The organism is Duganella guangzhouensis (assembly GCF_009674535.1).
Classification (GTDB): Bacteria; Pseudomonadota; Gammaproteobacteria; order Burkholderiales; family Burkholderiaceae_D; genus Rugamonas; species Rugamonas guangzhouensis.
On the sequence record NZ_WKJK01000004.1, the window covers coordinates 162,840 to 187,267 of the forward strand.

Here is a 24,428-nt window from a genome sequence, read left to right on the forward strand (position 1 = left end):
CTTATTTCGATCGAATAGGCGTGCCGGTGCCTTGCTGGTGAGAGCACTAGACAAAAACGAACAAAAAGGGGATTGACGCGCCAGGAACCGACGCGTAAATTTCTGCTGTGGGCAGAAGTAAGCAATCCCCAAGCGCTGCCGGTCTGCAAACCGGTGGCGCTTTTTTACTTACAGAGGGTCAGTCCATTTTTTTCTCCTCCAAGTGTTCAGCCTCTTGAATCTTGGCCTGTAGCGCCATTGCAATCTCATATGACTTGCCGCGTACGCATTTACGACGACCGCTCAGCACTGCATAGACCAGAGCCGGGCTAAACCCGTTGTTCACCGCCCAATCAACGATGGTCACACCGGCAAGGCGGAAGTAATTTTTGGCAGATTGGTCAAGTGTCATTGGGGGGCGGTGAAGTGGTCGTGGTGTGGCGCGCCGCAGCCATTTTCGGCACGCCGGTCAAATTTTGATCCAAACTTTAGACAAACGCAAGAACATTGTTTTCTACAATAACTGCAACGCTAAATTAAATTTAGTGTTGCAGTTATTGTAGATCTCAACTTCAGCACCTGTTAGGAGGCTCCTTTGGCTCGGACTAACCTAGTACGAAGGGCGAGGTCTACAGAGCTCTCTTATGTGGAGTGGCGACCATTCAGAGGCTTGGATAAGTACTCGGTGCAGCTATCGGGCTGGCACAAGCCGAGACTACATGCCACTAAGCAGCGGCGCAACTTGAAGCAGCTCCATCTGAACCTGAAAGAACTCGGCTACGAAGGGTCATACAACCGCGCGGTGGCGCTCGCAAGGAAGTGGAAGGCGGGTCAATTGGAATTGGCCAATTCTGCGAGTAAACGAACAGAGTTGCAAATACCATAACCTAGCTCGCGAGTTGAGCTCAAAGATGACATTCCCGCTGCAAAATGAGTTCATCAGTATTCGTCGTAACATTCTTCATCCATCTATTTCTGCGCTCCTTATCTGTGGGATACGCATCAAGTGCACACCAACTGGTGCTTGCGCCGCAGTAGACAAGATTTGATCGCGCAACCTTTCTTTTGGGAAATTCGCCCATAACTTGTGTTATGCCAATTTTGGCAAATTACTAAGGGCCACTTATGCTTCCAAATGACTTGCAAGGCGTCGATATTAACAACGCAACCGATCTAATTCTGCAATCAGAGATCAATAAGGTTATGTTGATTGTTGAAAAGGCCACCTCGACGCCCGTTCCTCGTTCAGCGCTAAATGATGAGCACTCTGGGAAATGGAAAAAGGTCGTTGACTTCGTAGAGACACATAAAAAAAAGATGATATGGGCGGGCATCGCATTTTGTCTCTTGTTGGGAGTCATGATGTTGCTCAAGGACTATCTACCGCGATCGACCCTGTTTCCCATGGCTCTGGCCTTAGGAATACTGGCAGAGATATGTGGCGTTACGATCTTACTATCCGAAGTTTTGATCTCCATACCAACTTTTTACCAACTCACGAAGGCTCCTTTCGGATTTTTCTTTATACAGCTTCGCGCGTCAACTACCTTCGATTTGCAAATGGTCTCGGATCTCGCGCAGTGTGATCCAGCTGCGGTTCGCTATGTCGCTAAACATTACCAATATCATCGTATGGGATTAGAAAAGCGGGGAGGAACTCTTTCGGGAAGTATCGATAAACTCGGTCTGTTTCCAGCATTGGGCGCGGTACTTCTGCTCTGGAACCAGCTGTCGATCTCACCGACGGGGAGTTGGGCGGTTATGCTTGTGCCGATGATCATCCTCTTCCATTTCATGAATCTATACTCCTTCAGCCTACAACAACGAATGGATCGCGTTATTGCCGGCCTTGAGTTTAGTGTGGCATCGACGAAGGCATAGACCTCATAATTGGAGCGAACAAGAATGACCTGTTGATTTGTACCTAATTTCCATCCACTTCAAGGGCATGATTTGCATTCTGCATTAACGCATGTCTTTGCGCGAACGGCCGTATCCGAGGCGACACGATGTGCAATCTAAGGGTTAAACGTAACGGGTCAATTTAGGTCGCAATTCAACAGCAACGGTACAGGTCTTACTGCTGAGGTTTGGAATGCTGCAGCGCCCTCGCGTCGCGTACCAGTGCCGTGTCGGCGATTTCAAACGAGCCGTCGGGAAGTGACTTCAGTACGCCGAGTTGCTGCAACCGTTCCAGAGTGTTGGCGCAGGCAAAATCCTGCTGCGCTTGCGTGCGGTATGACGCTTTGGCAGCCGAGGGGTGCCAAAGTCTGAGGCTGCCGCGTTCGCACAGGCGCTCACGGCTCAGGGCACCGTGCTCCGGTACGGACTGCAGCAAGGCCGCGACGAACTCTTCGTGCGAGTCGAAGCGCATCAGCGCATCGGAGAACAGCAGCGCGGGCTTTGCTGAGATAACCTTGCGTTCAATTGCTTCGCTCATGTAGGAGTAACTCAACTTCCCGGCTGCCAGTACCTGGGCTGCCGTCAGATCGTGGCTCTCATTCAGGGAAACTCCGACCAGGCTGGCGCCGTCGAATCGGGCATTTTTCAGATACACATAGCGTAAATCCAGATCGGAGACCGTCGCGCCATCGAGGCGGGCGTTCTCGAACCGGGCATGCTCGATAGGGGCCGGACCGTTCAATGTGACCCCGCGCATGCTTGCATCGTTGAACGTCGCGCCGCTCAGGTCCGCGCCACTCAGGTCCGCGCCGTCCAGGCGCGCCTTGCTGAAATCGGCATTGCGCAGAAATGCTTTGTTAAGAAGTGCATCGGTGAGGACGGCCGATGAAAACTTAGCGCCCTCCAGGTGCGCCCATTGCAGGTCGATGGGCGTAACGGGCGTTTTCGCCCCATCGGCTGCGCGTTCGCCGACCAGGTTCTGGTGGCTCAGGTCCAGCGACAGTCCCTCGCCTTTATTGGACAGCCAGACCAGATGGAAAATGCAGCTACTGGCCACCAACACGATTCCGACGAGCATGGGAGCCACGGGTAAGCGCCGCTGCGACGCTAGTAATACCGCAACGTAGCTGCCGTACAGATGGAGCGCGATTACCAACCCGATCAAGGCCGTGGTGGCGCCACTGTGGTCGTGCACAAGCGCGCTGACGAAGATGCAGACGATGGTGTGGAACAACAGCCCGGAAGCGGCGAGGAGCGAGCGTGCCGCGCGGTGCGGTGGCGTCCACCCCCATCGCCGCTCCAGCATGGCGGCGATCGGCGCCGCGAGCAGCAAGGCAAGCGATAGAGGCAAAACGAACGGAATCAGGTATATCACGACGACGGCCAGCTCCCACGCCGGGGTTAGCGCGCCGACGAGGGCGAGCGCGGCCAACACTAGGGATAGCGGCCGCGTCGCGAGCTTGCGTCGCAAATCGCGCAACGACAGGTCGAGCACCTGGATAAAAAATCCCAGCGCTACAGCGCAGCCGAGCGGTGGCAGCAATGCCAGCAGGTAGGTCAGCACGGGCGCATGAGTGCGGGCGTAGCTGATGGCAAAGATCGCCAACATCAACGGCAGGGACAGATAGGCACTGGTCACGGTCAGCGCTATCCCCAGGCGGTCGCCGAAACGCTTGGGTATCTTCCGGTTCAGCAATAAGAGCGCGCGCACCAGGAGCCATGGGTAAACTCGCTGTTCGAGTGTGGTGGGATCGGCGACCTGCATCAGCAGATGCTTCAGTTCGATGATATGCAATTGCAGATGCGTGAACGACAGCATCACCAGCGCGGGGCACAGAAAATAGAACAGGCTCAGTTGGATGTTGGCATCGACGATCGGCAGCCGTACCGTGCCGTTCAGCACCAACTCCCGATCCGATGCACCGATTACTGTGATCGCGGCATAGGAAATCAAGCCGAGGTAAACATACAGCATCTGGCGCGTGTTTTTCGCGCTTTCGTCGATAGTGGCGAACAGGCATTCATCCGTGAGTCCAGCGGTCGCCATCGTTCTTCCTTAGTGGCTGCAGGTGAGCAGCAGGCATCGTAGCACCGAGCGTCCGCGCCAAGAGTAGTGTGTGGCGCCCCCGCAACAGCGGTTGAAGGAGCTCTAAAATGTTCTCAAATACACCGCGTTGCCGCCACCGATACGCAACGTCGCCTCCTGGACCTCGTCGCTGACGGCGGTGGCGATGCTGCGCCGGCTGAAGCTGGCGCCAGTCGTGAGCCGGCCGGCAAACTCCAGTTCATGCCGGCCGGGGCTAGACGTAGCTCGACGCTGCTGTTACCTTCGTAGCGCCGCAGCGTGCCATCGACTGTGATTTCCAGCAAACGCTCCGAAAGCTGATTAATGCCCAAGATTCGTTCTTGCAGCTATGCGATCGAATTTACGACTTTATTAAGCAAATCCTGCAAAAATTGCAGCTTGCAGTAGTACTAATTTACGACTTTAGCCAGTCCTCGTGCCACGGCAAGATCAATTTTTGCCCCTGACTAATTTACGACTATATTCAGAAGGAATACTTGAGCAGCAGCGCTGCGGCGGCCGACGACGAGGCCGGGTTCTGGCCGGTGATCAGCAAACCGTCGCTGACCACGTACGAGGCCCAGTCTGCACCTTGCGAATACACGCCGCCGTTGGCTTTCAGTACGTCCTCGACCAGGAACGGCACCACATTGGTCAGTCCGACCGCTTCCTCTTCGGTATTGGTGAAGCCGGTGACTTGCTTGCCCTCGACCAGCGGCCGGCCAGCCGGCGTCTTGACGTGACGCAGCACACCAGGTGCGTGGCAGACCAACGCCACTGGCTTGTTGGCGGCGAGGAAGGACTCGATCAGCGTGATGGAGTTTTTATCTTCAGCCAAATCCCACAGCGGGCCGTGGCCGCCTGGGTAAAACACGGTGTCGAAGTCGGCCTGGTTGATGGCATCCAGGCGCACGGTGGTGGCCAGTTGCGCGGTGGCTGCGGCGTCGTTTTCGAAGCGGCGCGTCAGGTCGGTCTGGAACGACGGCTCATTGCTTTTCGGATCCAGCGGTGGTTGACCGCCCAGTGGCGAGGCCAGCACGACTTCCACGCCGGCATCCTTGAAGGTGTAATACGGCGCTGCCAGCTCTTCCAGCCAGAAGCCGGTTTTGCGGCCGGTGTTGCCCAATTTGTCGTGCGAGGTCAGAACCATCAAAACTTTTTTCATGATATTTCTCCAAAGGTAAGTACTACATTAATATATTAGACTGGTCGTCTAGTAAGTGAGTCAAAAAAGCACTTCAACGGAAATGCTTGTCCACCCTTCCTTAAACAGCAGAAAGATGCAGAATCTGGCGCGTGGTCCTCATCGCCGTATCGAACGGCTCGATGTTGCGCTCTATCTTGACCATCACACTGGTGCCCAGCCATAACTGATACAGGCTTTGCGCGGTGCTGGCGGCGTCGGAATCGATGCTCAGCGAACCCTCGGCCACGCCGGTTTCTAGCGCTGCCGCCAGGCGGCTGACGATGCCTGACGTGCCGCGCTTGATCGACAGCCGCATGGCTTCCGACAAGTCCGCCACCTCGGCCGCCATCTTGACCGCCAGGCATTTGCCCTGGCAATCGAAGAACGACTGGGTTTGCTGCCAGACCTCGAAGTAAGCGATCACACGCTGCGCCATGGTCATGTCTGGTTGCGCCAACGCGGCATCCAGTTCCGCCAGATAGTCATCGAAATAACTGTCGAGCAACGCTTCGCCGAACGCATCCTTTGAACCGAAATAATGGTAGAACGATCCCTTGGGCACCCCGGCGCCGCTCAGGATTTCATTCAGCCCGACAGCCGAGAAGCCCTTTCCGGCCATCAGGCGTTGGCCCGTGGCGAGAATATTCGCTCGTACGTCGCTGGTTTCGGAGGTGTGTGTCGTGTTCATGGACTTCAATATAAACGCAATTAGACTAGTCGTCTAGTAAAATCGTAAAAATATTTCAGCTGTTGATTTCGCCATCGCGAGCAGCCTAGAGTTCCCTTTTTGAGCGCTGGCGTGTCAGAGGCTGGTAATCATCAACTGGCACGAAATGGATCTCAGCATGTCCGCATCAGGTTTTCCTGCTTTACGTCCTTTAGCGCTCACGCTTGGCTTGCTGCTGGCAGGTGCCGCTGCGGCGCAAACGCCGACGCAGCGCTTCGATATTGCGCCCGGCCCACTTGGATCTGTATTACGCCAGTTTGCGGATCAGGCCAATATTCTGCTGTCGTCGGATGCCCGGCTGGTCCAGGATAAAACCAGCGCGGGCTTGCATCTGGTGGCCACCCCATCGCAAGGCCTGGCGCAGCTATTGAGCGGCAGCGGTTTAACCGCAGTGGCTCAGGCCGACGGCAGCTTTGTACTCCGTCCGGCAGCACCTGCAAAGGTCGACGCGCCCCCCAAGACCGTGACCGCCATCGAGTCGCTGCCGATGGCGGAAGTGGTGGTACTAGGCGAACGTTCGACCCAGCCAGACGGTAGCTACCGGCCAGTGCCCAGTAAATCCGCGTTGCATTCCGACATGAGCACGCTGGATGCGCCCCAGGTGCTGAACGTGGTTGCGGCCCAGGTGATTAGCGATCAGCGGCCGCGTAATCTGGATGATGCGCTTGCTAACGTTAGCGGCATTACTCAAGGTAATACCTTGGCCAGCACCCAGGACACCATCATGAAGCGAGGTTTTGGCGGTAATCGCGATGGATCGATCATGCACAACGGCATGCCGCTGGTGCAGGGGCGTGGCATGAATGCGGCGGCCGAGAGTGTCGAGGTGTTGAAGGGGCCGGCCTCGCTGTTGTACGGCATCATGGACCCTGGCGGCGTGATCAATGTCGTGAGTAAAAAGCCGCTGCAGGAACAGATCACCAGCTTGTCGCTGCTGGGCTCAACTTATGGTCGAGGCAAGAATGGCGGCGGCATAACGCTCGACAGCACCGGTCCGCTCGCCGAGACCGGCCTGAACTATCGTGTCATCGTCGATCATCTCAACGAAGACTATTGGCGCAACTTCGGCCGCCATCGAGAGACCTTGTTCGCGCCGTCGCTGGCCTGGTACGGCAAGGATACCCAGCTGCTGCTGTCCTATGAGCATCGGCAGTTCCTTTACCCTTTCGACCGTGGCACCGCACTGGATCCACGTACCAACGCCCCGCTGGACATCCCGATCACGCGTCGCCTGGACGAACCCTTTAATGAAATGGACGGCCGCTCCGACCTTGCCCAACTCACGCTGGACCGGCAGTTGAACCAGTATTGGAAGGCCCATCTTGGCGTCAGCTACAATCGTGAGACCTACGATGCCAATCAGTTGCGCGTCAACGGCATCAACGTTGCCACCAGCACGCTGGTGCGCAGCAACGATGCCACGCATGGTGCGATCTCGACCGACAGCTACGGCTTGTTCTACCTGCAAGGCGCGCTGGACCTGGCGGGCTTGCACCACGAGATGCAAATCGGCAGTGATATCGAATACCGCCGCATCTTTCGCGCTGACTTGTTGCGACAGGCCACCACCAGCATTTTCTCTTACCTGAATCCGGTGTACGGCACCGAGTCGCCATCGGCAACTGTTTCCGCAAGCGATAGCGACCAAAGCGACCAGCTGCATGATCGCTCGATATTCGCGCAAGACAGTATTTACCTGACCGAGCGCTGGATTGTCTCGGTCGGCGGGCGTTATCAGGAGTATCGCCAGATCGCCGGGAGAGGCCGCCCATTCTCAGCCAACACCAATACCGACAGTTCGAAATGGCTACCTAAAGTGGGCCTGGTGCACAAGGTGACGCCGATCTGGTCCTTATACGCCAGCTACACCGAGTCACTCAAGCCAGCCTCCACCATCGCACCGCTGAGCACCGGCGTGGTGATCGATTCCGCCGTGCTGCCGGAGCAGGCTAGAACCTGGGAGGCCGGCGCCAAATTTGCCGATCCCGCCGGCTTTTCGGGCAGCGTGGCGCTATTCAATATCGACAAGCAGAACGTGCTGGTCTCGCAATTCAACGATGTTACGAAGCTGACGGATTGGCGCGCCGCTGGCGCAGCGCGTTCGCGTGGACTGGAGGCCGATATTTCCGGCCGCCTCAGTCAGAACTGGAATCTCATCGGTGGCGTTGCCTACACCGATGCCGTCACCACCCGCGATCCGCTCTATCGGGGCTTCCGCTTATGGAACGTCGCACGCCAGACCGCTGCGCTGTCGGTGGCGTATGACGCCGGCAAGGTGTTTGGAGGCGACAAACTGCGCGGCGGCCTCGGCGCCCACTATGTTGGCAAGCGTGCCGGCGATTCGGCCAACAGCTTCATCCTGCCGGCCTATACCGTGGCCGATGCGTTTGCCACTTACGACACGCGCATCGGCGGCCGCAACGTGCGCTTCCAGCTGAATGTGAAGAACCTGTTCGACCGGCATTACTATCCATCCAGCGTGAATAAGTACTTCGTGTCGGTCGGCGACAGCCGACAGGTTTCCTTATTGACCACGCTGGACTTTTAAGCGTGCGTACTTTTTAGGCAAACGGGTTATTTACAGGTGCGGTGGTTTTGTGTGAGAATGATTATCATTTCCTTCCAGTCTCCGAGTCGCTGTGTTGATCGCCCGCCACCCTGTCCACAAGGATGCCTTTTCTGAAGTCTATCGGGAGCACCACGGCTGGCTGTTTCATTGGCTGTGGCGCAAGCTTGGCTGCCGCAGCGGCGCCGCCGACTTAACCCAGGATACTTTCGTTCGCGTCTTGTCGGCCGATACCGCAGCGGACTTACGCGAACCACGCGCCTATTTGAGCAGGGTGGCCAGCAACTTGCTGGCCAATCACTGGCGTCACGTGGCGCTGGAACGCGAATATCTGGCCGCGTTAGCGGCGCAGCCCGAGTTGCTGGCACCATCGCCGGAAGAGCAGGCCACCATGATGGACACTTTGCGCCGGCTCGACGATATGTTGCGCGGCCTGTCCGATAAAGCGCGCCAGGTGTTTCTGCTGTCGCAGCTGGAAGGAATGCCGTACGCGGCGATCGCATCCCAAATGAGTATTTCCGAGCGTATGGTCAAAAAATATATGGCACAGGCCATGTTCCAGTGTGCCTTGATGGCCGACGCGCCATGACCCAGTCGCGCCAACAGCATGCCGCGCTACGGCAGGCCGCTGAATGGTTTGCCAAGTTGCAGGCAGAGGATGTGGCGGCATTCGAACGCGCGCAATGGCAGCAGTGGATCAACGCCGCGCCGGAGCACAGGCTGGCCTGGGAGAAGATCCAGGCGGTGAGCCGTGAATTCGCCATCCTTCCTGCCAAGCCCGCATTGGCCGCACTCAATCAACCACAAGCTCGCCGCTCGGCGGTAAAGAAACTGTTAGTGCTGGCGTCGACCGTAGCGCTGGGTACTGCCGTGATGCGGCGCGAAAGCCGCGACTACCTGCTGGCGATGACGGCGGGCGAACGCACCGCAGTTGGCGAGATGCGGCAACTCGCGCTGGCGGATGGTTCGGTGTTGTGGATGAATACCGACAGCGCGCTCGACATTGATTTCGCGCCAGGCCTGCGCCGCGTCGTACTGCAGCGGGGCGAAATCCTCATGCGCAGCGGCCATCGTCCTGTGCCAGAGTCCGGACCGCTGGTGGTTGATTTACCAGGTAGTCGTCTGACCGCTTTGGGGACGCGCTTTCGCGTGCATCGCGATAACTCCAGCTCGCTTTTAGCGGTGTACGAAGGAAAGGTCAGCATCGACCAGGTGAATGGCGGATCTCGAATAGTGGAGGCCGGCACGCAACTGCAATTTAACCCCGACTGGATCGGTGACGCCAAACCAACGGATGAGCAGCAAAGCGCCTGGATCCGCAAGCGCCTTAGTGTGGACCGCATGCGGCTGGACGATTTCATCGCCACTTTGGCCCGCTATCGCAAGGGCCATCTTGGCTGCAATCCCGACATTGGCGATTTGCTGCTCACTGGCAGCTATCCGTTGGATGATACTGATCGCATTCTGGCCGCACTGGAGAAATCTCTACCAGTGCGGGTAGACCGATTGATGCCTTGGTGGGTGACCTTGGAACCAGTCTCTACATAGCCAGCTTTGCGGTCAGGAGAAACGTCCGCGGGCTGCCGAAAGTGATCAGTGTCGCGGCCGGCGTCGTGCCCTGGATGTATTCCTTGTCGAACAGGTTCTTGATACTAAAGTTCACACTCCAGGCACCTGCCTCATATCCGGCATTCGCGTCGAACACGGTGTGTTCGGCCAGAGCGACATAGTTGACACCCCGTTGTGCCGTGCGAGCACTCTGGAAGCGCGCATTCGCGCCCGCGTTCCAACCCATTTTGTTGGGGCTGAAATAGTATCGGGTGAATAATCCAACCGAATTCTTAGGAACAAGATTGATCCGCTTGCCGATATCGCTCGTGGTCAGGCTCTCGGTCGTCTTCGCGAACGGAATGTAACTATAGGACGCGGACATATTCCATTGCTTGGTCAGCGAGGCCGCGACTTCAGCTTCGAAACCTTTGGTGACCTGTTCGCCAGTCTGCACCGAGTAACCCAGGGTGGCATCGCTTTCCGTGACGTTTTGGCGCGTCAGATCATAGGCTGAGACATAGCCCTGCAAGCGTTGCTCATACCCTTGGAACTTCATGCCGACTTCGGTCTGTTTGCCGGTTTCGGGCTTTAACAAGGTGCCATTGGCGCCCAGATCGGTTCCCGGCATGAACGACGTCGCATAGCTGGCATACGGCGCGAAGGCATCGTTGATGCGGTACATCAGCGAGGCATTGCCGGTGAAGGCCGTATTCGAGTTGATCGCATCGGCGCCGCCCAGCAGATGCTGCACCTTCACCCGCGCCCAGTCCTGGCGGCCGGACAAGCCAACGATCCAGCGATTGTCGATCTTGATCGTATTGCGCAGGTACAGGCCGATATCTTGCGTGTAGGTCACGTCGCGAGATGGCGTTCCCAGCTTGATCGACGTGATGCCATACACCAGCGTGTCGGCGTTGAGTGCATTCACACTGTCAACGCGCTGATAGTAATCGCTGCGTTCCCGCATCGTGTCGAGACCGGTGACGATGTCGTACTTGACCCGGCCGAAATCGAAACTGCGTTGGAAGTAATTGTCCATCGCTACATTCAGATCCTGCTTGTCCTGGTTGTTGATTTGTCGCGCGACGAGGGGGAACTTGGCCGCGCCGGCGGCAAACACCGAGTTGGTCCAGCTGCTGCCGCTGGTAACGGTCAGGTTTTGTTTAAAGGTCCAGCCGTCGCTGAAATAGTGCGTGTAGTTGCTGCCCAAGCGGTAGACGTCAACCTTGTATGGCCGATCCGGCTCACCGACAAAGATGCTGCGCCCATATTTCTCCGACCAGTTCAGCGGAACCCCCTGGTTGCGGATGTACTCGCGGTGCTGGTAGCTGGCAATCACCGACAGCTCATTGCTGGCATTCAGATCGAAGTTGTATGACCCTGCCACGTACTGGCTCTTGAAGTACACATGGTCGGTTGGGTCATTCTGATCGGACACATGCGCCACCAGGCGATACGCGCCTTTGCTACTGCCCTTGGGGGCAACGTTCAGATCGATGGTGGCGTCTTTCTGATCATAGCTACCGTAGCTCAGACCAGCGTTGAAGAAGCTGTCCGCTTGCGGGCGCTTGGTGGTCAGATTGACCAGACCGCCAGGCAGCGCCATGCCAAAGCCGACCGAGGTCGGGCCTTTGACGACCTCGATGGAACTCAGGCCAAAGATATCCTCGGCGCGCAGCACGTTGGTGGAATTTTGCGTCCGCAGTCCATCGACATACGTCTGTGCCGAGGAAATCTGCCCGCGAATCATAAAGTCATCCCAGCCGCGTCGGCCATAGGCGCCGCTGGTGACGCCGGCCACGCCATCCAGCGCCTCCGCGACCGATTTGGCCTGCCGTTCCTCGATCTGCTGCCCGGTGACCACGGTGACCGACTGCGCTGTCTCGAATAAAGAGGCATCCGATCGCAACACGCTCGGGGCGGTGCGTGCCGTGTAGTCGTGTTCGTTGTCCTGTTTTTTCTCCCCCAGGACCTGGATGCGAGGGAGTACCGAGTCTGCCTGATCGTTGCTTTGCGCCCGTGCTGACATCGGCAAGGCGGCCGACATCAACGAGATGCCAAGAAGCACGTGCGTCCGGCGTTGGGATAATTTGTTAGTCATTGCGAGTTCCATCTGTTGTTACCGAGAATAGTGAATAAGAATGTGGTGGAGTTAGTGCGATCCCATCGCCCAATCAACGGCGGCGTCGAACAGCTTGAGTCCGGAAGGGGAAAGATTGGTGAAGGTTTCGTTATCGAGGAAAAACATGACCCGACGCGCGGGGGCCAGCGACTCGTAGTCCATGGTGGCGCCCTTTTCATAGCCGAAAATGACGGCTTTATCCGGCTGGCCATATACCGTAGCGATGGTGGCGGCACCTAGACCGGGTTTGCCCCAGTTCATTGCAGCAGGCTTTTCGTAGACATTGAGCACGCCGGCCGGCAGCCCCGCTGCCAATGGATGCGGCGCATTGACCAGCCATACGTAGCGTTCTTTTTCCACCTTGCCGAAATCGGTGTCGGCACGCTTGGCGGTCATGCCCAGGTCGTCGAGCAGGTCGCTTTCCCAGGTGAGCATGGGCGCGGTCACGTTACGATATGCGCCCAGCAGATCGCGCGATCGAACCGTGGAGGAGAGGATGACCAGGTCGGTGTCCAGCGCGGCATCGATCGGATCGTATTGGCTGTGCACGGTGACGGCATAGCCGCGTGATGCCAGGTGTTGCTGTATCTTTTGATCGATAGGCAGGCTCTTGCCTTCCATGCGCACGACCAGCAGCACTTTCTTGAGGCCGGCAGAAGGGACGGTTTGGCTCTCGCCGGCAAACGCATTGCTCAGCAGGATCAGGGGAATGAGTAGCAGGGAGGAGAGGAACTTGAGTGGTTTCATGTGTTTTTCGCAATCTGAATGACGCAAGGAAGAAAATCTTCCTCGATGGTCCCTTTGACACATCAGAATTAAAAAAGGGAACCTGTCAGACCGACAACGAGATTAGGCGATTCGTGCAATTTCCTATACACTGCCGCTTCCACTTCAGTACTTTGTCACCGTCCTGTTTCTTTCCTGTCCCGGCCGCCTGGCCGCTTCTGTCCGATCCTCGACCACTGGCTCTCTACTTGAGAACTGGGTTTGTTCGTCTACAAAAAAGGATTAGCACATGAATACACGCACTGGAACGCTCCAATTTTTACTGGCACGGGAGGCGTAAGCGATGGCTAAAGAAGATCTGATTGAAATGTCTGGCGTGGTTCAGGAAGTACTGCCGGACAGCCGCTACCGCGTCGAACTGGAAAATGGCCATCTGCTGATCGCGTACGCGGCCGGCCGGATGAAAAAGAATTTCATCCGCATCCTGGCCGGCGATCGCGTCACGCTGGAATTGTCGGCGTATGACCTGAGCAAGGGCCGCATCACCTTCCGCCACCTCGATACGCCCAAACAGGCGAAGCCACGCCGGACCTTCCGGCCCAGCCGCTGATAGCCAGCGCGGCACGGCTCGCGCCGCGCCTCGTTATGGCAGCAAGTTGCCGTCGCTGTCGATCTTGCGCACCTCGCCCAGATTGAGCTCGCGCACGCCGGCTTCGATCTTGCTCAGGTCGCCCACCACCAGCCACGTCAGCTGGCCGGGGGCGATCACCTTGGCGGCCAGTGCGTTGGCCTGTTCAGGCGTCAGCGCCATCACGCTGTCGGTGAAGGTGTTGTAGTAGTTTTCCGGCAGCTTGTATTGCAGGATGTTGCTGTAGGCGCCAGACAACTGGCCGGCCGTTTCAAACGAGCCCGGCAGTGCAAGCGTTTCGTTGGTTTGCGCATTCTTCAGTTCCGCCGCAGAGATCGGCTTGGCGCCGGCGATGGCGGCATATTCCTTGACCAGTTCCTGCAGCGATTCGCGCGTCTTGTCGGTCTGCACCGGCGAGCTGCTCAGATACAAACGCTGACCAATCGCCGGCAGCAGCCGCGCGTTGACACCATACGACCAGTGCTTGTCTTCCCGCAGATTCATATTGATGCGCGAGCTGAAGGTGCCACCAAAGATGTTGTTCACCACTTGCAGCGGCAAGGACTCCGGCGAGTTGCGCGGCGGCGCCAGTTGCGCGCCGTAGATCACGCTTTGCAGCGCGCCCGGCTTGTCCATCAGGTAGACCACTGGCTTTTCCGGTGGCCGCACGACGGCGATGGTTTTCTTCGGCACCTCGCCGGCCTTCCAGCCGCCCAGCGCTTTTTCCAGCAGCGGCGTGATTTCCGCCAGCGTGGTGTCGCCCACCACCAGCAGGGTGGCGTTGTTGGGCTTGAACCAGGTTTGGTGATATTTGACCAGGTCGTCGCGCGTCAGGCCGGCGACGGCCGTTTCGGTGCCCGCGTTGGGTAGCGCATAGGCGTGGTCCTTGCCATACACCAGGGAAGGGATGACGCGGTAGCCCATGGTGCTCGGATTGGTCTTTTCGCGCTGGATCAGCGCCAGCTGATCTTGCTTCATCCGGTCCAGCTCATGTTGCGCGAACGCCGGGTGCAGCAGCACGTCGGCGTAGACGTCCAGCGCTTTCGGCAAGGTCGCCTTGAGCGCGTTGACCTGGATGAACGCGCCATCGATGTTGCTGCTGGCGGCGTAGTCGGCGCCCAGTGATTCAAACTCCTCGGCAATCCGGGGCGCGGTGCGGGTGGTGGTGCCCTCTTCCAGCATGCGCAGCACCACGCCGGCCAGGCCGGCCTTGTCCGGCGTATCGGACGAATAACCGGCATCGACCAGCATCGACACATTGACCACCGGCGCGGCGTGACGCTCGGCCAGCACGACTTTCAAGCCGTTCGACAAGGTGGCTTGCTGCATCGCCGGCAGCTTCAGCGATTCCGGATGGCCCAGCGCCGGTTCCTTGCTGCGGTCCAGCTTGGCCGTGGCGGACAGATCGGTCGGGTACGGCTGTACTTCCAGCACGTAGTCGCCGTCGGACAGCCACTGCTGCATGATTTGTTTGATCTGCGCCGGCGTCGCCGCTTTGACCGTTTTCAGATAATCCTTGTAGCAATCGGGATTGCCGGTAAAGGTCTGGCACGCGGCCAGCACATCGCTCTTGCCGCCAAAGCCGCCCACGCGTTCGACGATGCGGGTATAGCTGGCCAGGATGGCGGTCTTGGCGTTCTCCAGTTCGGCGGTGGTCGGGCCCGATTTCATCAGCGCGCGCATTTCCTCATCGGCGCCCTGCTCCAGCTTGCGCATGTCGACGCCGGGACGCGCGGTCAGCTCGACATAGAACTGGCTGCCGATTTCCGCCGTGGCCTGCGCGGCCTCGGCGCCTGTGGCCAGCTGATCCTTGTAGACCAGGCGTTTATAGAAGCGCGAGGTCTTGCCGCCGCCGAGAATCTTGGCGGTCAGGTCCAGCAAGGCGTCGGCTTGCGTTTGTCCGCGCGGCGTATTCCACACCCGGTACAGGCGCGCTTGCGGCACGCGGTCCTGCACGGTCTGGCGATGGGTGCCAGTGCGCTTGGCGATCCATTCCGCTTGCTTGGCCAGCGGCGGGCCGGCCGGGATCTCGCCATAATATTGTTCGACCTTTTGCCGCGCCTGCTCCGGCGTGATGTCGCCGGCCAGCACCAGCGTGACGTTGTTAGGGCCGTAATTGGTCTTGAACCATTCCTGCACGTCGCTCATCGAAGCGGCATCCAGATCTTTCATCGAACCGATCACCGTCCACGAATAGGGATGGCCGGCCGGATAGGTGTTCTCGGTGATCAGCTGATACGCCACGCCGTACGGCCGATTCTCACCCTGACGCTTTTCGTTCTGCACCACGCCGCGCTGCAGATCGAGTTTTTTCTGGTCCAGCACGCCAAGCAGATGGCCCATGCGGTCGCTCTCGGCAAACAGCAGATAGTCCAGCATCGAGGTCGGCACGTTTTGGAAATAGTTGGTGCGGTCGGTGTTGGTGGTGCCGTTCAGACCGGTCGCACCGATGCGCTCCATCGCTTGCAGATAGGTGTGATTGAAATTGTCGCTGCCGCTGAACATCAGGTGTTCGAACAGATGGGCGAAGCCGGTCTTGCCGGGCTTTTCATTTTTCGAGCCGACGTGATACCAGGTGTTGACCGCCACCACCGGTGTCTTGTGGTCTTCGTGCACCAGCACCGTCAAGCCGTTCTTCAGCACGAACTTGGTGTATGGAATGTCCGGAATGGCGATTTCCGATTTTGCGGCGGCGTGCACCGAAACGTTGAAGGACAACAGGGCAATCGAAGCCGCGAGCGCGGTGCGGCGGAAGAACATGGTCATGCGGTATCTCCTCTGTGTGCGATGGCGATCATGCATTCTATTGTTTATTAAGCAAAGTTGGGGATTTTCGTTGCTTATTATTTTTCGGACGTCAGATTCATCAAGGTGACAGAGTTGATTTCTTTTAAATCATGTACTTAGCATCGATTGGAATTTTATATTGTATAAAATATGCAGTCGAAGTATGATGCTCGCATCTCCCCACCACACAAGGAAACACCATGAGCGACAACATTTTCACCGGCACTATTCCGGCCCTGATGACGCCTTGCAAGGCAGACCGCACCCCTGACTTCGACGCGCTGGTCAAAAAAGGCCGTGAGCTGATCGACGCCGGTATGAGCGCCGTGGTGTACTGCGGTTCGATGGGCGACTGGCCGCTGCTGACCGAAGCGCAACGCCAGGAAGGCGTGGCCCGTCTGGTCGCCGCAGGCATCCCGACCATCGTCGGCACCGGCGCCGTCAATTCGAAGGAAGCGGTGTCGCACGCCGCCCACGCCGCCAAGGTTGGCGCGCATGGCCTGATGGTGATTCCACGCGTGCTGTCGCGCGGTTCGTCGGCCACGGCGCAGAAGGCGCACTTCTCGGCCATCCTGGAAGCCGCGCCGAAGCTGCCGGCGGTGATTTACAACAGCCCGTACTACGGCTTCGCCACCCGCGCCGACCTGTTCTTCGCGCTGCGCGCCAAGCACCCTAACCTGATCGGCTTCAAGGAATTCGGCGGCGGCGCCGACTTGCGCTACGCGGCGGAAAACATCACCAGCCAGGACAGCGACGTCACGCTGATGGTGGGCGTGGATACCCAGGTGTTCCACGGCTTCGTCAACTGCGGCGCCACCGGCGCCATCACCGGCATCGGCAATGCGCTGCCGCGTGAAGTGCTGCAACTGGTGGCGCTGTGCCGCAAGGCCGCCGCTGGCGATGTCACCGCGCGCCGTCAGGCCCGCGAACTGGAAGCCGCGCTGGCTGTGCTGTCGTCGTTCGACGAAGGCACCGACCTGGTGCTGTTCTACAAACACTTGATGGTGCTGAACGGCGACCTGGAATACACGCTGCACTTCAATGAAACCGATGCGCTGAGCGACGCCCAGCGCAACTACGCGGAAACCCAGTACTCGCTGTTCCGCAACTGGTACGCCCAGTGGTCGAAGGAAGTGGCGGCCTAAGCGTCAACCCAGCCGCCCCCAGGCGGGGCGGTATAATCTGCGCTCTTCATTTTTATCGCTCGCAATGAATTCTCCGAAAGCGCCTGGTTTTGCAGTAAGGACGGTGGCCGAGCAGGCTGCGGATGCCTTGCGTCACAAGATCATGTCCGGCGAGCTGGCGGAAGGTTCATCGCTGCGTCAGGATGCGCTGGCGGCCGAGTTCGGCATTAGCCGGATTCCGCTGCGCGAGGCGCTGGTGCAGCTGGAGGGCGAGGGACTGGTGAGGATCATCCCGCACAAGGGTGCGGTGGTGTCCGAGCTGTCGATCGATGAAATCAGCGAGCTGTTCATGTTGCGCGGCTTGCTGGAGCCGCTGTTGTTGAAGAAGTCGGCGCCGCGCCTGACGGCCGCCGATTTCGCCGAACTGGATACCATTCTGGCCGAGTACAAGCAGGAGCTGCATGCCCAGCACAGCACGCGCTGGGGCGAGCTCAACACGCGCCTGCACGATGTGCTGCTGTCGCGCGCCGATCAGCCGCGCACCATGGCCATCGTGGCCACGTTGCTGCAGCAGACTGATCGCTACACGCGTTTGCAATTATCCCTGAGTGCTGAAAGCTGCCGTCAGGCCGAGGAAGAGCACGAGGAGCTGGTGCGCCTGTGCCGCAGCGGCGAAGTGAAGGCCGCCGCCGCCCTGCTCAAGCGTCATATCGAGCACGCTTGCACCGACCTGGAACGATTCATTCTGGCGCGTCGCCGCGCCAAATCCTGATCCTTTAACCCGGCGTACCGAAGTTAAACGCGACCGATACCCGTGGCCGTGGGCCGTGGAAGGGATCGACCGCGTGCAACAGCCACGACGGAAACACCACCAGCATGCCCGGCGAGGGCCGGATCGATTCGATATAACCAGCCGTCAAACAGCCTTCGATGCGGAAGCGCAGCAGCGGGTCGTGCATGGCCGGCAGCACGCCGCGCGGGTCCTGGAAGAACAGTTCGCCGCCATCGTCCGGGCCGGCATCGCCATCGTCCACGTAGTACACCGCCGACCAGTACGCACCCGGATGGCCGTGCAGCGCATTGCTGGTGCCGGGCGGATTGACGTTGACCCAGGAATTGACCCGCCAGTTGAGATTGGCTTCGGCCAGGCCGTTCGGGGTTTGCAGCGCGGTGGCGGAATTGACCACCTGCGTCACCTCGCGCAGCAGCGTCTGCACGGCCGGCAGCTCCAGGGTGTGGAAATTGTCGGCCGATTGCCAACCGCCCAGATTGCTGTGGCGGCGTCCCTGCTCTTCCTGCGCGAGCGGCAGGAAATGCGCCAGCAGCTCGGCGTTGATGGCGTCGGCGTCTTCCAGCCGGGTGAGCAGCACCGGGGTGCTGAACAGTTTGCGGACCTGTATTTCCGTGGTTGCCATCGCGCTGCCTTATTCTGTGGTTCAGATCTGTGAAGATTGTTTGCTTGGTGTCAACTAAGTGTCAAGCGAGTTGACACATTGTACGCGGTAAAAAATTGTAAAGGCGGCCGCGATGGGGGCGTAAAATCGGCAGGGTATTCGGTGCTCGACTGGGAGGCTGCTTGAAAACGGCGGTGCGCGTCTTGATGCTGGTGGTGTCGCTGTGGCTGTCCGGTGGGATGCCGGCCTGGTCGCAGACGGTGCAACTGGCCAGCTATGATTATCCACCTTACATGCTGGGCGGCACTTTGCCCGGCAGTCCGGGGCCGGTGGTGCAGGTGGTGCGCGAGGCGTTTCGCCGTGCCGGCATTCCGATTGAGATCACGTTTTATCCGTTTCAGCGCGCCAAGCGGCTGGTCGAGGTCGGTGAAGTGGGCGGCATCTTCACGCTCAAGGTCACGCCGGAGCGCGAGCGGCAATTCATGTTTTCGCATGAACCCTTGCTGCAGCAGGAATACGTGTTCTATGCGCAGGCCGACAGCCCGCTGGTGTTCAGCGGCGATCTGCACAAATTGCCGAATGTGGTGATGGGGCTGGTCACCGCCACTTCCTACGGCAACCGCTTCGACGAGTTCAGCAAGACTTTGCCGGCGACGCAAAAGGATTATTCCAACAGCCACGAAGCCAATTTCCGCAAGCTGATCGCCGGCCGCATTCCCTTGATTATCTGCAGCCGCCAGGTGGGTGATGCCATTCTGCGGCGGCTGGAGGCGACGCACAAGATCAAGGTGATCGGCCCGCCGGTCGAGGTCGCCAACAGCTACCTGATGTTCAATCCCTCGGTGGTGGCGCCGGCCACCATCATCGAGTTCGACAATCAGCTGCATGCGATGCGCAAGGATGGTACGTTCCAGCGTATATTTGACAACTATTTCTACTCCATGAGGAAGCCGCCTTGAAAATTCCGCCATCGCTGCCGGTCTGGTCCATTGTCGCCCCCGTGATTGCCTGGCTGCTGATTGCCGGCGATGCCTACGGGCCGATTGCCCACCTGGCGGCCGGCTGGCGCGCCGCATTGCTGGCCGCAGGATTGATGGGCGGTGTGCTGGCGGCGGTGTTTCATGCGGAAGTGGTGGCGCATCGCATCGGCGAGCCCTATGGCACGCTGGTGCTGGCGCTGGCCGTCACGGCGATCGAGGTGGCGCTGATCGTGTCGTTGATGATTGCCGGCGGCGAGGCCACCAGTGGTCTGGCGCGCGATACCGTGTTTGCGGCGGTGATGATCATCCTCAACGGCATGCTGGGCATCTGCCTGCTGGCCGGCGCCGGACGGCATGGCGAGCAGAGTTTTCAATTGCAGGGCGTGTCCACCGCGCTGGCGACGCTGGCGGCGATTTCGGTGCTGACCATGGTGCTGCCGAATTACACCACCACTGCGGCGGGCGCGGCTTACAGTCCGAGCCAGCTGTCCTTCATCGCGCTGGTGTCGCTGGTGCTGTACGGGACGTTTGTGCTGGTGCAGACGGTGCGGCATCGCGATTACTTCCTGCCCGAGCAGGGGGGCGACGATGAGCACGCACCGCCACCGCCGTTGCGCATGACGCTGTTCAGCGGCGGGCTGCTTCTGGTGTGCCTGGGTGGCGTGGTGCTGCTGGCCAAGCTGTTGTCGCCACCGCTGGAGGCGGCGGTGCTGGCGCTGGGTTTGCCGCATGCGCTGGTCGGCATCATCATCGCGGCGGTGGTGCTGTTGCCGGAAGGACTGGCGGCGTTTCACGCGGCGCGCGCGAATCGCTTGCAGACCAGCCTCAACCTGGCGCTCGGTTCGGCGCTGGCCAGCATCGGTCTGACGATACCGGCGGTGGCCTGCGTCACGCTGTTCAGCGGCGGCACGCTGGCGCTGGGGATCGACATCAAATCGACGGTGCTGTTGTTGCTGTCGCTGCTGGTGGCCACGCTGTCGCTGGGCACTGGACGCACCACCATCATGCAGGGTATGGTGCACCTGGTGATTTTCGCCGTCTACCTGTTCACCGCCATCGTGCCGTGAGAATCAGATGGTTGGATGCTGGAGGATTTCTCGGATTTTTTCGTTCAAAATTTTCTCGCGTTCTTCGCGCGTGGCCTGCCGGTTGAGCAGGATTTTTACCAGGTTGCCCTGGCTGTCCGATAGCGTAAAAACGTCGGTGTCGTCAGGTGCTTTGGTGCGGCGATCAATCAGCCAATGGAAAGCCGCCATCACGGCACCCATGCCGAGCAAAATAAAAAGCTGATCCAGATCTTTCATATCCGCTCCTTCCATTCGTTCAGCAAAAACACGGTGACGTACAGTGTAACGCTGATCCAAAATTTCTGATCCACGTTACCGCCTATCCACCCAACTGGCCACTGGCCGCCGATGCTGAGATACACCGTCGCGAGCCACAAAAAAGTGCCGAGAAACAGCATGACCACACCTATCTGCCTTATCGTTTCGTCCGAATGCAGCGCGGCGCCATTAAACATGGGCCTGCGCTTTGGCGAGATCACAGGAAGAAGCATGCCCAAGGCAGTTCCCGCCAAGCTGGACGGGAAGAAGTCATTCGCCTCGGGATTGTGCATAACAGTTCGCATGAAGTATTCAGCCACCCACATGGGGGCTGGTAATAGGTAAATGCACATGCGGTACCAAGTTTTCATACTGAGCATTGTGCGCGGGCGGAAGGAACACGGCCGGACGATTTGCAGTTCGTTTGGTCTAGCTCAAATCATTGATCTGTGTTGGGTTGAGACGCTGGAGCAAGAGAATGCTCCTTTGGGGGATGTTGTCGCTGCGCGTGGCGCTGGAGAATGGCTCATCCTTCTTTTATGGGCTGGGCATCATGGAAACCAACAACACCACGCTTTCTTATCTGCCGGTGGGTATCTTCGGCGCTGTCATGGGGCTGACCGGGCTGGCGGTGGCCTGGCGGCTGGCGCATCTGCATTTCGGCGTGCCGCTGTGGATCAGTCAGGCGATCGGCGTGGCTGCCATCGCCGTGTTTGTGGCGCTGATGCTGGCCTATGGCGTCAAGGCATACGCCGGCTGGGACGCGGTGCGCGCGGAGTTCCAGCATCCGATCGCCTCCAATCTGTTCGGCACGCCGATGATCAGCCTGCTGTTGCTGCCGCTGGTGCTGGCCGATTACAGCCTGGCGCTGGCACGCCTGTCGTGGCTGCTCGGCGCGGTCGGCATGACCACGCTGGCCTGGGTGATCGTGCTGCGCTGGTTGACGCTGCGTCAGACCGCCACCCACATCGCGCCGGCGTGGATCGTGCCGGTGGTCGGCATGCTGGATGTGCCGCTGGCCGTGCCCGCGCTGCAATGGCAGGGCTTGCACGAGGTGATGGTGTTCGGGCTCGCGGTCGGCCTGTTCTTTGCCGTGCCGCTGTTCACGCTGATCTTCCAGCGGCTGGCGCTGGAAGAAGCGCTGCCGGCACCGCTGCAACCATCGCTGCTGATCCTGGTGGCGCCATTCGCGGTCGGCTTCAGCGCTTACGTCACCACCACCGGCCACATCGACCTGTTCGCGCAAGCGCTATACATGCTGATGCTGTTCGTGCTGGCTGTGCTGCTGGGCCGGCTGCGTCATCTGCCGCAGTGCTCGCCATTCCGGGTGTCGTGGTGGGCTGCCAGCTTCCCGCTGGCAGCCTCGGCCGGCGCCGCGATCCGTTATGCCGGCCAAGCCGCCAATCCGGTCGCGGACGCCATCGCGCTGCTGCTCTTGGCCATCGCCAGCGTGACAATCGTTGCATTTTTGGCACAAACTTTGGGCGGCGTGGCGCGTGGCCGGTTGAAGGCGCTGGCTTAGTGTAAAGCAGGGTTAAGGCCGCGTCGGTGGCGCTATCTGCCGTGCTAGCATGGCCCGGTCATTTTTCAGGGCTATCTCCTATCTCATGCGAACTATCAAGCAACTATTGGCTCTGCTGAGCCTGGTATTCATGCTGGACGCCAGTGCCGCCAGCACCGACGTGGTCAAGGCCGTCGCCAGCTGCGGCGACCTGGCTAGCGTCGACATCAGCGATGTCGGCGGCCAGGGCAGCAAGATCACCAAGGCCGACACCATCACCCGCAACGGCAGGCAAGTGTGCAGCGTGGAAGGCACGATGGCGCCAACCATCGGCTTCAAGATCACGCTGCCGCTCGACAGCTGGACCCAGCGCTACCTGCAAGTCGGCTGCGGCGGCCTGTGCGGCCGGGTCTCCACCGAGGCCGGCGCGGCCGAGGGCTGCAAGCCGCTCAAGGATGAGGGCTTCGTGGTGGCCGGCACCGATATGGGTCACTCCGGCATGTCCAGCGAGTTCGGCAACGATCCGCAGAAACGCGAGGACTTCGCCTACCGCGCCGAGCACCTGACCGCCGTGCTGAGCAAGAAGCTGATCAAGGTGTTTTACGGTCGTCCGCAATCGTACGCCTACTTCACCGGCTGCTCCGACGGCGGCCGCGAGGCGCTGATGGAAGCGCAGCGCTATCCGGACGATTTCGACGGCATCATCGCCGGCGCCGCCGCGCTCAACTTCCTGACCCAGAACGCGGTCTACCACGCCTGGCAGGCGGTATCGAACACCGGCGCCGACGGCAAGCCGGTGCTGATCGCCTCGCGCCTGTCTATCCTGCACAACGCGGTGCTGAAGCAGTGCGGCGCGGTGGATGGCGTGATTGCCGATCCGCGCAGCTGCAAGGTCGATGTCGCCGCGCTGCAATGCAAAGCCGACGACACCAGCAATTGCCTGACCGCCGCCGAAGTCAGCACCGTGCGCCGCCTGTACGACGGCCCGCGCGATCCGGTCAGCGGCAAGCGCCTGACCATCGGCGGTCCGCTGCCGGGTTCGGAACTGGCGTGGCAAGGCGTGTTTGTCCCCAACAGCAAGGAGGCCGGCATTTTCAGCTCGATGGTGTCGCTGCAGGTGCTGCAGAACCTGGCTTATCCGACCAATCCGCCGGCCGGCTTCAAACTGTCGCAGGTGGAATTCACCGAAGCCAGCTTCAATAAACTGCGCGCCATGCATCCGCTGTATGACGCCACCAATCCTGACCTGAGCGCGTTTGCCAAGGCCGGCCGCAAGCTGATCCTGTGGCATGGCCTGAGCGATCAGCACATCTCGCCGCTGAACACGATTGCCTACCATCACGCGCTGGAGCAGTTCATGGGCCAGCAGCAGACCGCCGCGTTTGAGCGCATGTTCCTGTTCCCCGGTATGGAGCACTGCGGTGGTGGCGTGGGCGTGACCGCGATCGATCTGCTGACGCCGATGCTGGAGTGGGTTGAGCACGGCAAAGCGCCGGAAGAAATCATCGCCCACACCGCCGCGCCGCGCAAAGGACCAGGCTCGTTTGGCGCGCCGACCGACCGGCCGCAAGCCGGCGCGGGTAGCCCACCAGGTGGCCCGCAAGGTGGTCCGCCACCGGGGGGCATGCCGCCAGGCGGAATGCCATCGGGCGGTATGCCACCAGGCGGGCCGATGGGCGAGGCGCCGGGCGCGCCAGCCGTGGCCAAGGTGCAGCAATCGCGTCCGGTGTACGCTTACCCTTATCTGGCGGTGTACAACGGTAGCGGCGACAAGAACGCCGCCGCCAGCTACAGCCGCAGCCAGCAGCCGGCGCGCTACGAGATTCCGGACTGGATCGGCGCCGACTTCTTCAAGCCCTGAGTGG

Annotated in this window: 21 protein-coding genes; 11 read left to right on the top strand and 10 right to left on the bottom strand. The window is 59.5% G+C overall.

Annotated elements, in window-relative coordinates:
* Positions 1–178: 178 nt before the first annotated feature.
* A complete protein-coding gene (locus GJ699_RS09365; RefSeq protein ID WP_154375402.1) occupies positions 179–391 on the bottom strand; it encodes a DNA-binding protein in 213 nt (70 codons plus the stop codon).
* A gap of 713 nt (positions 392–1,104) precedes the next feature.
* Here GJ699_RS09365 and GJ699_RS09370 point away from each other — a divergent pair.
* The gene (locus tag GJ699_RS09370) at positions 1,105–1,860 is read left to right on the top strand and encodes a hypothetical protein (RefSeq protein WP_154375404.1); all 756 of its coding nucleotides are present in this window, start codon (positions 1,105–1,107) and stop codon (positions 1,858–1,860) included.
* A gap of 196 nt (positions 1,861–2,056) precedes the next feature.
* Here the strand turns inward: GJ699_RS09370 and GJ699_RS09375 are convergent, their stop codons facing one another.
* From GJ699_RS09375 to GJ699_RS09385, 3 genes are all read right to left on the bottom strand, one after another.
* The gene (locus GJ699_RS09375; protein WP_154375406.1) at positions 2,057–3,928 is read right to left on the bottom strand and encodes a pentapeptide repeat-containing protein; all 1,872 of its coding nucleotides are present in this window, start codon (positions 3,926–3,928) and stop codon (positions 2,057–2,059) included.
* Positions 3,929–4,430: 502 nt separating this feature from the next.
* Positions 4,431–5,111 carry a type 1 glutamine amidotransferase domain-containing protein gene (locus GJ699_RS09380; RefSeq protein ID WP_154375409.1) on the bottom strand — a complete coding sequence of 227 codons (681 nt, stop codon included), beginning with the start codon at positions 5,109–5,111 and terminating at the stop codon, positions 4,431–4,433.
* A 100-nt stretch (positions 5,112–5,211) separates the two neighbouring features.
* The gene (locus GJ699_RS09385) at positions 5,212–5,820 is read right to left on the bottom strand and encodes a TetR/AcrR family transcriptional regulator (RefSeq protein ID WP_154375410.1); all 609 of its coding nucleotides are present in this window, start codon (positions 5,818–5,820) and stop codon (positions 5,212–5,214) included.
* Between the two features lie 157 nt (positions 5,821–5,977).
* Between GJ699_RS09385 and GJ699_RS09390 the strand changes: the two genes are divergently transcribed.
* From GJ699_RS09390 to GJ699_RS09400, 3 genes are all read left to right on the top strand, one after another.
* Positions 5,978–8,407, top strand: a complete 2,430-nt coding sequence (locus GJ699_RS09390; RefSeq protein WP_229262034.1) for a TonB-dependent siderophore receptor — start codon at positions 5,978–5,980, stop codon at positions 8,405–8,407.
* A gap of 91 nt (positions 8,408–8,498) precedes the next feature.
* Complete coding sequence (locus tag GJ699_RS09395) at positions 8,499–9,014, top strand: sigma-70 family RNA polymerase sigma factor (RefSeq protein WP_443093237.1); 516 nt, start codon at positions 8,499–8,501, stop codon at positions 9,012–9,014.
* Positions 9,011–9,973, top strand: a complete 963-nt coding sequence (locus tag GJ699_RS09400; protein WP_154375414.1) for a FecR domain-containing protein — start codon at positions 9,011–9,013, stop codon at positions 9,971–9,973. The genes GJ699_RS09395 and GJ699_RS09400 overlap by 4 nt, the downstream gene beginning before the upstream one ends.
* Here the strand turns inward: GJ699_RS09400 and GJ699_RS09405 are convergent.
* The gene (locus tag GJ699_RS09405; protein WP_154375416.1) at positions 9,966–12,077 is read right to left on the bottom strand and encodes a TonB-dependent siderophore receptor; all 2,112 of its coding nucleotides are present in this window, start codon (positions 12,075–12,077) and stop codon (positions 9,966–9,968) included. The genes GJ699_RS09400 and GJ699_RS09405 overlap by 8 nt on opposite strands.
* 51 nt (positions 12,078–12,128) lie before the next feature.
* The gene (locus tag GJ699_RS09410; RefSeq protein ID WP_154375418.1) at positions 12,129–12,845 is read right to left on the bottom strand and encodes a hypothetical protein; all 717 of its coding nucleotides are present in this window, start codon (positions 12,843–12,845) and stop codon (positions 12,129–12,131) included.
* Positions 12,846–13,167: 322 nt separating this feature from the next.
* On the opposite strand from GJ699_RS09410, the gene infA reads away from it, so the two are divergent.
* Positions 13,168–13,434 (top strand): translation initiation factor IF-1, encoded by a 267-nt coding sequence (infA, locus tag GJ699_RS09415; protein WP_154375420.1) that lies wholly within the window; start codon positions 13,168–13,170, stop codon positions 13,432–13,434.
* Between the two features lie 33 nt (positions 13,435–13,467).
* Here infA and GJ699_RS09420 read toward each other — a convergent pair whose 3' ends face one another.
* A complete protein-coding gene (locus tag GJ699_RS09420; protein ID WP_154375422.1) occupies positions 13,468–16,218 on the bottom strand; it encodes a M16 family metallopeptidase in 2,751 nt (916 codons plus the stop codon).
* A 221-nt stretch (positions 16,219–16,439) separates the two neighbouring features.
* Here GJ699_RS09420 and GJ699_RS09425 point away from each other — a divergent pair, with 221 nt between their 5' ends.
* Together GJ699_RS09425 and GJ699_RS09430 are read left to right on the top strand one after the other, a co-directional pair.
* A complete protein-coding gene (locus GJ699_RS09425; protein WP_154375424.1) occupies positions 16,440–17,384 on the top strand; it encodes a dihydrodipicolinate synthase family protein in 945 nt (314 codons plus the stop codon).
* Between the two features lie 64 nt (positions 17,385–17,448).
* The gene (locus GJ699_RS09430; protein WP_154375426.1) at positions 17,449–18,135 is read left to right on the top strand and encodes a GntR family transcriptional regulator; all 687 of its coding nucleotides are present in this window, start codon (positions 17,449–17,451) and stop codon (positions 18,133–18,135) included.
* 4 nt (positions 18,136–18,139) lie between these two features.
* Here the strand turns inward: GJ699_RS09430 and GJ699_RS09435 are convergent, their stop codons facing one another.
* The gene (locus tag GJ699_RS09435; protein WP_154375428.1) at positions 18,140–18,778 is read right to left on the bottom strand and encodes a TIGR02466 family protein; all 639 of its coding nucleotides are present in this window, start codon (positions 18,776–18,778) and stop codon (positions 18,140–18,142) included.
* Positions 18,779–18,939: 161 nt separating this feature from the next.
* Between GJ699_RS09435 and GJ699_RS09440 the strand changes: the two genes are divergently transcribed.
* Positions 18,940–19,716, top strand: coding sequence for a substrate-binding periplasmic protein (locus tag GJ699_RS09440; RefSeq protein ID WP_154375430.1), 777 nt, complete (start codon positions 18,940–18,942; stop codon positions 19,714–19,716).
* Positions 19,713–20,804: a calcium:cation antiporter gene (locus GJ699_RS09445; protein WP_154375432.1), complete on the top strand. Its 1,092-nt coding sequence runs from the start codon at positions 19,713–19,715 to the stop codon at positions 20,802–20,804. Before GJ699_RS09440 ends, GJ699_RS09445 begins: the two co-directional genes overlap by 4 nt.
* Before the next feature lie 3 nt (positions 20,805–20,807).
* Here the strand turns inward: GJ699_RS09445 and GJ699_RS09450 are convergent, their stop codons facing one another.
* Together GJ699_RS09450 and GJ699_RS09455 are read right to left on the bottom strand one after the other, a co-directional pair.
* Complete coding sequence (locus GJ699_RS09450) at positions 20,808–21,041, bottom strand: hypothetical protein (RefSeq protein WP_154375434.1); 234 nt, start codon at positions 21,039–21,041, stop codon at positions 20,808–20,810.
* A complete protein-coding gene (locus GJ699_RS09455; protein ID WP_154375436.1) occupies positions 21,038–21,355 on the bottom strand; it encodes a hypothetical protein in 318 nt (105 codons plus the stop codon). The genes GJ699_RS09450 and GJ699_RS09455 overlap by 4 nt, the downstream gene beginning before the upstream one ends.
* Before the next feature lie 185 nt (positions 21,356–21,540).
* Here GJ699_RS09455 and GJ699_RS09460 point away from each other — a divergent pair, with 185 nt between their 5' ends.
* Positions 21,541–22,584, top strand: a complete 1,044-nt coding sequence (locus GJ699_RS09460) for an SLAC1 anion channel family protein (protein WP_229262035.1) — start codon at positions 21,541–21,543, stop codon at positions 22,582–22,584.
* Positions 22,585–22,669: 85 nt separating this feature from the next.
* The gene (locus GJ699_RS09465) at positions 22,670–24,424 is read left to right on the top strand and encodes a tannase/feruloyl esterase family alpha/beta hydrolase (RefSeq protein ID WP_154375438.1); all 1,755 of its coding nucleotides are present in this window, start codon (positions 22,670–22,672) and stop codon (positions 24,422–24,424) included.
* Positions 24,425–24,428 lie beyond the last annotated feature (4 nt).

Excerpts from the sequence above, each read along its gene's own strand:
- GJ699_RS09365 (WP_154375402.1), bottom strand. The coding sequence starts at position 391 with ATGACACTTGACCAATCTGCCAAAAATTACTTCCGCCTTGCCGGTGTG.
- GJ699_RS09370 (WP_154375404.1), top strand. The coding sequence starts at position 1,105 with ATGCTTCCAAATGACTTGCAAGGCGTCGATATTAACAACGCAACCGAT.
- GJ699_RS09375 (WP_154375406.1), bottom strand. The coding sequence starts at position 3,928 with ATGGCGACCGCTGGACTCACGGATGAATGCCTGTTCGCCACTATCGAC.
- GJ699_RS09380 (WP_154375409.1), bottom strand. The coding sequence starts at position 5,111 with ATGAAAAAAGTTTTGATGGTTCTGACCTCGCACGACAAATTGGGCAAC.
- GJ699_RS09385 (WP_154375410.1), bottom strand. The coding sequence starts at position 5,820 with ATGAACACGACACACACCTCCGAAACCAGCGACGTACGAGCGAATATT.
- GJ699_RS09390 (WP_229262034.1), top strand. The coding sequence starts at position 5,978 with ATGTCCGCATCAGGTTTTCCTGCTTTACGTCCTTTAGCGCTCACGCTT.
- GJ699_RS09400 (WP_154375414.1), top strand. The coding sequence starts at position 9,011 with ATGACCCAGTCGCGCCAACAGCATGCCGCGCTACGGCAGGCCGCTGAA.
- GJ699_RS09405 (WP_154375416.1), bottom strand. The coding sequence starts at position 12,077 with ATGACTAACAAATTATCCCAACGCCGGACGCACGTGCTTCTTGGCATC.
- GJ699_RS09410 (WP_154375418.1), bottom strand. The coding sequence starts at position 12,845 with ATGAAACCACTCAAGTTCCTCTCCTCCCTGCTACTCATTCCCCTGATC.
- infA (WP_154375420.1), top strand. The coding sequence starts at position 13,168 with ATGGCTAAAGAAGATCTGATTGAAATGTCTGGCGTGGTTCAGGAAGTA.
- GJ699_RS09420 (WP_154375422.1), bottom strand. The coding sequence starts at position 16,218 with ATGACCATGTTCTTCCGCCGCACCGCGCTCGCGGCTTCGATTGCCCTG.
- GJ699_RS09425 (WP_154375424.1), top strand. The coding sequence starts at position 16,440 with ATGAGCGACAACATTTTCACCGGCACTATTCCGGCCCTGATGACGCCT.
- GJ699_RS09430 (WP_154375426.1), top strand. The coding sequence starts at position 17,449 with ATGAATTCTCCGAAAGCGCCTGGTTTTGCAGTAAGGACGGTGGCCGAG.
- GJ699_RS09435 (WP_154375428.1), bottom strand. The coding sequence starts at position 18,778 with ATGGCAACCACGGAAATACAGGTCCGCAAACTGTTCAGCACCCCGGTG.
- GJ699_RS09450 (WP_154375434.1), bottom strand. The coding sequence starts at position 21,041 with ATGAAAGATCTGGATCAGCTTTTTATTTTGCTCGGCATGGGTGCCGTG.
- GJ699_RS09455 (WP_154375436.1), bottom strand. The coding sequence starts at position 21,355 with ATGCACAATCCCGAGGCGAATGACTTCTTCCCGTCCAGCTTGGCGGGA.
- GJ699_RS09460 (WP_229262035.1), top strand. The coding sequence starts at position 21,541 with ATGCTCCTTTGGGGGATGTTGTCGCTGCGCGTGGCGCTGGAGAATGGC.
- GJ699_RS09465 (WP_154375438.1), top strand. The coding sequence starts at position 22,670 with ATGCGAACTATCAAGCAACTATTGGCTCTGCTGAGCCTGGTATTCATG.